This window comes from Mycobacterium sp. (genome assembly GCF_032159765.1).
Classification (GTDB): Bacteria; Actinomycetota; Actinomycetes; order Mycobacteriales; family Mycobacteriaceae; genus Mycobacterium.
Map to the genome: position 1 here is coordinate 21423 of NZ_JAVHWM010000153.1, position 9103 is coordinate 30525.

General features: G+C 63.8%; 9 protein-coding genes. 3 read left to right on the forward strand and 6 right to left on the reverse strand.

What is annotated here, in order from left to right; all coding sequences use genetic code 11:
* Window positions 1-9: 9 nt before the first annotated feature.
* The 3 genes from QOH60_RS18780 to QOH60_RS18790 are packed head-to-tail and all read right to left on the reverse strand — an operon-like array spanning window position 10 to window position 2383.
* Entirely contained in the window at window positions 10-1002 is a 993-nt protein-coding gene (locus QOH60_RS18780) for a hypothetical protein (RefSeq protein ID WP_526423145.1), read from the reverse strand.
* A complete protein-coding gene (locus QOH60_RS18785) occupies window positions 999-1592 on the reverse strand; it encodes a GNAT family N-acetyltransferase (RefSeq protein ID WP_526423131.1) in 594 nt (197 codons plus the stop codon). The genes QOH60_RS18780 and QOH60_RS18785 overlap by 4 nt, the downstream gene beginning before the upstream one ends.
* Entirely contained in the window at window positions 1589-2383 is a 795-nt protein-coding gene (locus QOH60_RS18790; RefSeq protein WP_526423133.1) for an enoyl-CoA hydratase, read from the reverse strand. Before QOH60_RS18790 ends, QOH60_RS18785 begins: the two co-directional genes overlap by 4 nt.
* A 286-nt stretch (window positions 2384-2669) precedes the next feature.
* Here QOH60_RS18790 and QOH60_RS18795 point away from each other — a divergent pair, with 286 nt between their 5' ends.
* Together QOH60_RS18795 and QOH60_RS18800 are read left to right on the forward strand one after the other, a co-directional pair.
* Entirely contained in the window at window positions 2670-3212 is a 543-nt protein-coding gene (locus QOH60_RS18795) for a TetR/AcrR family transcriptional regulator (protein WP_526423135.1), read from the forward strand.
* Window positions 3209-4801: an MFS transporter gene (locus tag QOH60_RS18800; RefSeq protein ID WP_526423137.1), complete on the forward strand. Its 1593-nt coding sequence runs from the start codon at window positions 3209-3211 to the stop codon at window positions 4799-4801. The genes QOH60_RS18795 and QOH60_RS18800 overlap by 4 nt, the downstream gene beginning before the upstream one ends.
* Here QOH60_RS18800 and QOH60_RS18805 read toward each other — a convergent pair.
* The 3 genes from QOH60_RS18805 to QOH60_RS18815 all read right to left on the reverse strand — a co-directional run bounded on the left by QOH60_RS18805 (window position 4770) and on the right by QOH60_RS18815 (window position 8720).
* A complete protein-coding gene (locus QOH60_RS18805; protein WP_526423139.1) occupies window positions 4770-5564 on the reverse strand; it encodes a bestrophin-like domain in 795 nt (264 codons plus the stop codon). The genes QOH60_RS18800 and QOH60_RS18805 overlap by 32 nt on opposite strands.
* Before the next feature lie 271 nt (window positions 5565-5835).
* Window positions 5836-7239: an FAD-binding oxidoreductase gene (locus QOH60_RS18810; RefSeq protein WP_526423141.1), complete on the reverse strand. Its 1404-nt coding sequence runs from the start codon at window positions 7237-7239 to the stop codon at window positions 5836-5838.
* Entirely contained in the window at window positions 7236-8720 is a 1485-nt protein-coding gene (locus QOH60_RS18815) for an amino acid permease (protein ID WP_526423143.1), read from the reverse strand. Before QOH60_RS18815 ends, QOH60_RS18810 begins: the two co-directional genes overlap by 4 nt.
* Before the next feature lie 248 nt (window positions 8721-8968).
* Here QOH60_RS18815 and QOH60_RS18820 point away from each other — a divergent pair.
* The coding region (locus tag QOH60_RS18820; RefSeq protein ID WP_526423147.1) for an MOSC N-terminal beta barrel domain-containing protein at window positions 8969-9103 on the forward strand (135 nt) is incomplete at its 3' end.

The following is a 9103-nucleotide window of genomic DNA, read 5'->3' on the forward strand; positions in this document are numbered from 1 at the left end:
CGGAACAGGTTAACGACCCCTGGCGAGGCGGAACTGTTGCATCACCAGATCAAGGATCTCGGGGGTCAGCATGCCAGCGGCGTACTCGACCCAGCACCAGCTTCGGCTTGGGGCTCGTCCGGATGAGCCATCTGTCAACGCGCCGAAATAGTGGATGGGACTACCGCTTGCGTCGAAGGCGAAGGCATAGGAATCCGAGCCGAATGTCGCTTCGAGCGCGGTCGGCTTCCCGTCGTCGCTGAATTCCGGCGTCGCGACGATGTCGTCGAACGCCGTGGTGACGCCGTCCTTGACGTGGTAGCCGGGGCCGAAGGCCACCCCGTCCCGGCCCTGCCAGAAGCACCCGCCACCGCACGTGCCGTCGTCGTACTCATGCAGCCACGACACCCACATGCCTTGCAGCGCACGGGCGATCGGCAGCTCCGGGTAGACCTTGCCGCCGGGCCCATACGCGTAATCCTGATGCAGATAGCCCGACACGTCGACGCCGTTGACCGTCCCGGTCGCGAACAAAAGCTCGTGACGGTAGTAGACCTCGTCGACGACTCCGTCTTGTACCGGCACATGCACGGTAAAGATGTCGCTGACGTTCTTGCCGTGCAGCTCCCAACGGCCGGTCGCGTCGAACCAGTGCAGCCCTTCGGCGTCCCGCTCGATTCGGCCGCTGTTGTAGCTCAACTGCACGCGTGAATCGCCCTGGTCAAGCTGGAGCGGCTCGAACCAGTCGATCGAGGAGTACTCCTCGAACAGGTGGGGCGGGTTCGGGTCGAAAGTCCTTGGGAGCGACTTGAATCCGGTCACCGGAGACACGACATGGGTCATGCCGACCAGGAAGTCATCGGCGCCTCTTAGCCCCCAATAAACGCGGCCGGAGCTGTCAGCGACGACTGCTCCGATCCACATCCCGGCCAAGCCAACCCCGGGGCCCGGCACCCAATCCCTGCGGTAGTGGTCGAGGTCAGACGCCTGCACGTGCACGTCGAACTCGACGTTTTCGTTCATGTCGGGCGTCGCCACATCGCGTAGACGGCCGGGGAATCTGCGACCGCCAGCTCACGCACCGTCTCAAAACCATGACGCTCGTAAAGCCGTCGATTCTCGGGACACGATGCTTCGAGATAGGCCGGGACATGATCACGATCAGCCTGGTTCAGCACCGCCGCCAACAACGTCGCGCCGATGCCTTGGCTCTGGGCTGAGGGGTCTACCCCCATGAATGCCAGATACCAGTGAGCCTGCGCCGGGTGGTGGTCGTCGAGCAATTGGAACAGTAGGGCCATCCGTGCAGCGGCGGCGTTGTCTCCGGCGCTCTCGAGCAGGTCGCTGACGAAGGCCTCACCCTCTTCGTCGGTAACCAGCTGCTTGTCCGGCGGAATCCACAGCGCCGCACCAGCTCCGGCGCCCGCCGCGTACACCCCGCCGTGCGGCCAGCACGCCTCCACGAATCGCGAGTAGAAGATCGCCGCACTGCGTCGGCGCTGGGCATCGTCAGGAACCAGCCACCGGTAAATCCGGTCATCGAAGAAGGCGCTGCACAATGCGCCGACGACCTGGGAACGCTCCTCGGAGACTGCCTGATGCGCCTCCCTCATGTCCGCGCCTGCGAAGTCGACCAGCTCGGCGGGCGCTTCTCGATGAAGGCCGCAACACCCTCGAGCGCGCACTGGTCCATCATGTTGGCGGCCATCGTCGCACCTGCGTCCTGATACGCGGACTCGATGCCGACTTCGATCTGCCGGTAGAACAGGGCCTTCCCCATCGCGACGGCGACGGCCGGCTTCGCGACAATACGCGCTACCAGCGCCTCGACCTCGTCGTCCAACGCCTCGGGCGCCGCGACCCTGTTAACCAGACCCAACACCCGGGCCTCCTCGGCAGAGACGAATTCACCCGTCACGAGCATCTCGAACGCGGCTTTGCGTGACACATTGCGCGACAACGCAACTCCCGGGGTCGCGCAGAAGAGTCCGACGTTGATGCCGCTCACCGCGAAGCGCGCGTCACTGCTCGCCACGGCAAGGTCACACATCGCGACAAGCTGGCATCCTGCAGCGGTCGCGAGACCTTGCACGCGCGCGATCACCGGGACCGGCAGGCGCTGGATCGACAACATCACGCCTGTGCACTGCGCGAACAGGCGCTGGTAGTACTCGAGCGAAGGGTCCGCCCGCATCTCTTTCAGGTCATGGCCGGCGCAGAAGGCCTTCCCCGCTGCCCCGAGGACGACGGCCCGCACCTCCCCATCCGTGGCTAACGTTTCCATCGCCTCGCCGAGTTCTGCGAGCATCGCCTCCGACAGCGCGTTGAAGGCCTGGGGGCGGTTCAACGTCAGCGTGACGACGTCGCGAGCGTCGCGGTGGTGCAGCAGCAGCGGTTCTTCCATCGCATGACCTCACTCGATTGCCGAGACGCTGTTGGCAAGCTCGCGCAGCTGGAACCTGTGGATATTGCCATGTGGATGTCACGGGACGCTAGCACCGACTGCGAGTGCAGGTTGGGCCTCAGCTCGACGTCCCTCGGCGGCCACTGCGACGCCTAATCTGCCGCTGGAGTTGGCCGGGGCAGGCTCCGGTGTTCAACGCGACTCGTCAAACTGGACTCGGCTTTGGGCAGCGCCGATATGGCCGCGTGTTGAGACAGTTTTGTCTCAATTGAGATACCCTTGTGTCATGAAGTTGGATCGTGAACAGGTGTTGCGCGCCGCCGCGGACTTCCTCAGCCGGCGACCCAACGCGACCCAAGACGAGGTCGCCGCCGCCGTCGGCATCAGCCGCGCAACGCTGCATCGTCACTTCGCCGGTCGAGACGCTCTCCTCGAGGCACTCGACCAACTTGCGGTAGCCCACATGCATCAGGCACTGCAGACCGCCCGATGGCAGGAGGGCCCGGCCCCAGAGGCACTGCAGCGGCTGGTGTCTGCGTGTGAACCGGTGTCGGGATACCTCACCTTGCTCTACACCCAGAGTCAGGATTTCGACGCCAATCAGGCGAAGGAAGCCTGGGCGGAGATCGACTCTGAGATCAGGCAACTTTTCGTGCGCGGCCAGCGCGAAGGCGCATTCCGCACCGATCTGACTGCCGTCTGGTTCACCGAGGCGCTCTACAACCTCTTCACCGGCGCGGCGTGGGTTATTCAGGTCGGGCGAGGGGCCCCACGCGACTTCACCCGCATGGTCACCGAACTGCTGCTACATGGCGTGAGTGGGCCATGACGCGCCGTTGGCTCGCGCTCGGCGTGCTCAGCCTCGGAGTGCTGGTAATCGGCGTCGACGGCACGGTACTGGCGGTGGCCACCCCGTTCATTACCAAGGATCTCGAATCGACGGCGACACAGATCCTCTGGATCGGCGATATCTACTCCTTCGTGCTGGCGGCCTTGCTTGTCACAATGGGCAGCCTCGGCGACCGCACCGGCCACAAGAAGCTGTTGCTCTGCGGAGCAACAGCTTTCGCTGTCATGTCCATGTTGACTGCATACGCTTCGACGGCTGAGCTCCTGATGGGCGCGCGAGCGCTGTTAGGCGTGGCCGGGGCTACGCTTGCACCGTCGACGCTGGCGTTGATCCGCGGGCTGTTTGTCCAGCAACGTGATCGCAGCATCGCTGTCGGCGTCTGGGCCTCGATGTTCTCGGCGGGTGCCGCGCTGGGTCCCGTGGTCGGTGGACTGCTGTTGGAGCACTTCTGGTGGGGGTCGGTCTTTTTGATTAACGTCCCGGTGATGGTCGTGCTGCTCGTTGGGGGCATCGTCCTGTTGTCGGAGCAGCGCATCCCTACGCCCGGGCCGTGGGACCTGCCCAGTGTCGGGCTGTCGCTCGTCGGCGTGCTCGGGCTCGTCTACGCCGTCAAGGAAGGTGCCGCTAACGGGCTTCGCGTCGACATCGCGGTGTTAGGTGTCGGCGGCGTCACGGCGTTCACGCTGTTCGTCCGGCGCCAGCTCAGGCTGCCCGCTCCGTTAATCGACGTGCGGCTGTTCTGCAATCGTGCGTTCTCAGGCGTGGTCGCGGCCAATCTGCTTTCAGTGCTTGGCCTTTCGGGCCTGGTGTTCTTTCTGTCCCAATACTTCCAGCTGGTACAGGGCTACAGCCCGATGAAGGCCGGGCTGGCCGAACTGCCCGCCGCGGTCGCGGCGACCGTTTTCGGCGTAGTGGCGGGCTTCGCCGTGCGCCACTGGTCGCAGCGCGCGGTCCTCATGACTGGGCTGGTACTGGTCGGTGTCGCAATGGCGTCGCTGACAGCGATCAGCCCGTCCACCGCTTATCTGCGTCTCGGCATCGCCCTGTTGGTCGTCGGCGTGGGCCTCGGACTGGCCTTCACCGCGGCCAGCGACGTCATCATTGGCAGCGTCATGCCGGAGCGAGCTGGTGCGGCAGCGGCAGTGTCGGAGACTGCCTACGAACTCGGCATGGCTCTAGGCATCGCGACACTCGGCTCTATCATCACCGCCGTATACCGCGGGCTGGCGATTCCGCCCGGCACCCCCGACGCGGTGGCGTCACATGCGCGGGAGTCGCTTTCCGCCGCCGTCGACGCGTCAGCTCGGCTGCCCGCCGACAACGGGCATGTCTTGTTGACCGCTGCAAAGGACGCCTTCACCGATGGGCTGGCCGTCGCGGCGGGTGTCGGCTCGGCGCTGCTACTGGCGTCGGCAGTTGCGGTGTGGCTGTTGCTCAAGCCGCGGCCAGCGCCACCGCCAAATCACCCGACGGCACGCTCTGGTCGAAGCAGGTCCCGGATACGCTACGCAGGTCCGCCGCCCGGCATAACAGTGGTCATGCCGGGCGTGCCGACAGGACCTGGATAACTGCGTCCAACGGCTCCGGGGACGTTGCAGCGTCGCCGATGTACGGGTGGGCAAGTTCCAACACGAGGAACAGGTCGGTGGCTAGTAGCACGCCAACGGTCGCCACCAACGCGTAATGAATGGCGGGTTTCTCGACGCCGTAAATGATGACGCAGCCAAGGACCAGCCCGCTGAGCAGGAAGAAGACTATCCACATCGACGAGGGTAGGCCGTTGTCGGTGCGGGCCCGGATTATCCGCTCTGTGCGTGCCTGACTGATCTGGTTAAGGGAATCGAAAGATGTAGCGAGGAACGTCTTTTGGGTATCGGTGCGCGGCTGAACTTCCTCGTATGCGGTGCGGAGGCGCTGCAGCGCTTGCCCGGCCGCAGGGGAGGCGTGGCCGTTGGCGGCCAGCGGCCACTCTGTTACGGCCGCGCGTTCATAGTCCAAGAGCGCCGGGCGGATTCGGTCGCTGTCGGCCTCGTCGAACACGGTGAGGTCGTTGACCATCTGTATCCCGGTCGTGCCCTCGGCCCGCATCGCGTCGTCCGCAGTATTGGTCTGACCCCACATCGCGCTAACGATGAAACCTGTGAAGAACGCGTACACGAATCCGACCAACAAGAAGGCGAACTGTGTCACCTCGCTGCGCTCGTCCCCCCTGAGCCCGGGGAACCGATGCCGGAAATATTTCAGCGCGAGCACGGCTCCGCCTGCGATGAGGACGTTGAGTCCGAGTAATAGCAGCCACGACGGGACGTTGCTCACGATCCAACCACTCACAAGCCACACTCCTCCCGAGCATCGTGCCCGAAACCCAGGCGAGAAACACAAGATTTATGGCGCGCGCATGGATACGCGGCGGGCGTTTCGACTCTAGGCGCAAGTTCGCGGCGCGACGCAAACTTCGTCCACATTCTTAACGACGAATTTCGTGCAGGATTGACCGGTTCCTTACTTTTGATCAGCCTGTCCGGCAATCGCGCGTTCTCAGGCACGGTTGCCCGGACTGAAAAGCCAAGCACTCAAAGCAGGTTCGCGTGCATCGCGGCCGCTATCGCCCGCGGTCCTGCAGCGCTGGAATGCTCTGCTCGAAGCTGAACACGTTGTTGGGGTCATACTTCGCCTTGATCGCGCGCAATCGGTCGACGTTGGGTCCCCAATAGGCGGTCTCCCAGTCCGCCATGTCGGCATTGGGCACATTGGTGTAGGCGCCATTCACGTAGGGCGCCAACGCTTCGGCGAACTCGGCGGTCCAATCCAAACACACCGGCGTCAACGGATTCGGCGCTGCCGACCGGCCAACCGCCAGCTCGCCACGAGCGCCGCCCCAACCGGCACCCGGCTCGGCGTAGAACAACGAATTGCGGTGGGCGAACGCCGAACCGCCGGACGGTTCACTGTCCCGCACGCCTCCGCCGAAGGCGTTTGTGAAGTAGTTACATTCCGGCGTCGGCGCTTTCGACATAAACGAAACGATCAGGTCGATCGCTTCGGCCGGGAACGGCTCGGAGATAAACTGCGAGAAGAACTTCCAGTTCGCCGCCTCCTCGGAGGTCACTAGCTGGAAGCCCGCATAAGTGTCGGCCCAATTAGCATCCGTCATCGAAACACTAGGAGTGCCGACCGAAAGGATCGGCGCCAGCAGTTGCGCAGCCTCGTCCTCGGACCCAGCGACGAGAACACCGATGAGTCGGACCTCAGCGGGGTTTATCTCGAGCTGGGTGGTGAGCCGGTTGTCGGTATACGGGGCACAGCGCTGCCAGGCGTCGAAGACGCCCGGCAAGTCACCCAAACCTGCCCACCCTGCGGTGATGTAGATGGTCTGCGTCAGCGGATGAACGTGATACGTCAGCGATGTGACGATCCCGAAGTTGCCGTTGCCCGCACCGCGCAGCGCCCACAGCAGATCAGAGTTGTTCTGCTCGTCGACGATGATCGCCTCGGCCCCGTCGGAGCCCGACGCGACAACAATCTCGGCCGCCAGCAGGTTGTCGGAGGCCATGCCGAAGCCGCGGGTGAGGAGCCCGAAACCGCCGCCAAGAGTGGCGCCGACGAGACCCACGCTTCCTTCGGTGCCTGTCGCCGCCGCGACGCCGGCCTTGCCGAGCTCAGTTACCGCCTCGAGCTGGTTAAGCCCGGCGCCAACAGTCGCAGTGCTCGATGCCGAGTCGATTGTTGCCGACTTCATTTCGCTGACATCGATCACGATCCCGTTGTCGACATTGGACCATCCCTCAAGACTGTGGCGGCCACTACGCACACGAACCGTGACATTGTTCTGCTGTGCCCAGGCCAGCGCGTTGACCACGTCCTGCGTCTCCCGGGCGAACACGATCACTGCCGGATCGTGGGTGAAGAGCAGGTTGTAGCCGGCGCTGGCCACCGGGTAGTCGGTGTCGTCCGGACGGATGATTCGGCCAGTCAGCTCGGCCGGTCGTGCCGTGGTGGATGTCATTCGGTCATCTCCGCCGGGGCGGCAAAGATGTCATCGCCCGGCTCGGTATCGAGCACCTCGCGGTTGAAGATCATCATCTTGGCGAAGTAGACACCCCCAGCCAAGATCAGGCCGAGCACGACCAGCGTGGGGATGGTGGCGTCCCCGGGCGTGACAAGGAAGACCAGCGCGGCTGCTACCCAGATCAGCGCAGCGATCGCGACCGGTAGCTCGAAGCGGCCAAGGCTGAACCCACCCTGTTTGTGTTCGAGCCGCTTGCGCACAGCCAGGTAGAGCACCACGACCGCACCGTAAATGAGTGCAGGCAGGATCGTCCCCCCGATGATCAATTGCATCAGGGCTGCACCGGGAAGTGCGACCATCAGGACGACGCCCACGACCAGGATCGAGATCGTTGCAGGGACCGGGGTTTGCGTGCGCGGGTTCACCCGTCGCATCAAGGCGTGCGCCGGGAAGCGTTTGTCCCTTGCCATAGCGAACACCTGCCGTGAGCATGCCGCCATCACCACCATGCCGGCACCGAACATCGCGATCACGATGCCTGCCAACAGGATTCGCTCGGCGACCGGCCCGAGCTGACTGCGGATGATCGCGGCGACGGGCGAACCGCTGGCGGTTACGCCTGGAACGTCCTTGATCGCGACGGTGAGCGCGATCAGGAACAAGAGTCCAAGCACTCCCGCAGCGACCACCGATGCCACGATTGCGCGTGGGACGCTGCGGAACGGATCCTTGGCCTCCTCGGCCAGGTTCGCCGCGGAATCGAAGCCCACCAACGTGGTCAGGCCCATGATCATCGCGGCCATCAACCCGCCGCCGATGGCAAAGTAATTGGCGTCTGCTGCGGTGATACCGCGGGAGGTGAGGTTGCCGAAGTCGCCGCTGCCGGTGAACACCATGACGGTACCCAGACCAAGTATCAACACCACGACGATGGCCAACTCAAGACCCACCGACACGGAGGTTAACAGCCCGAGCAGTCGCGTCGAGAGGATGATTAGCACGGCCTGAAGGATCAAGATCGCGACCGTGAGCAGCCGCGCGGTGTCTTCACTTTCCTGCAGGCCGACCAGCGGCATGAAGGCCTGGCTGGCCAGTGCATTGTCCAATGCCACCACACCGGTCGCCAAATACCAGAAGGTCAGCCAACCGAAAAACCAGCCGATCTTCGGGTTGGCCAGCCGAGAGGCCCATTGATACGAGGACCCGCTGAGGGCGATGCGGGCCGCGAACTGCGCGACCACCAGCGCCACCAGGGTCTGCCCTACCGCCACGATGATCCACAGCCAGATTCCGACCGGTCCAGCAGTCAGAAGTACGTCGTCGAATGTCGCGAAGATGCCGACGGCCACCGAGATGAACGCGAACGAGATTGCGAATATCTGAAACGAGCCGAGAGTTCGTTTCAGCTCCGGTTCGTAGCCACATTCCACACACTCGTCATCTGCAGCAGCGGTGGCCGCCACCTTCTCTACCGTCATATCCGACCTTCCGTGGCGGGGTGTGCACCGAACACTAGACCCTTTTTCACCGTGAATTGACGGTAGCGTGAAAATTGCTATGGCCCTGCTCCCGGGGAACGTCATACCAGGTCAGAGAGACCATCCAACCGGGAGCATCGGAGGGCAGAGCGTCGCTGCGGCAGAGCCGGGCGCGCCCGATTGAAAGAGTCATCGAAACGTATACGGAGACGGATCTTTGGCGACCCGACAAGCCCTAATGTATGGGGATGACTGTCGGCGAAGTGGCTCAATTGTGGCGATATCCAGTGAAATCTCTTGGCGGTGAGCAGGTCGAGCGTGTCGACGTTGGCCCTCGTGGTCCGCTGGGCGATCGGCTGTGGGCTGTCCGCGACGTGCAACGC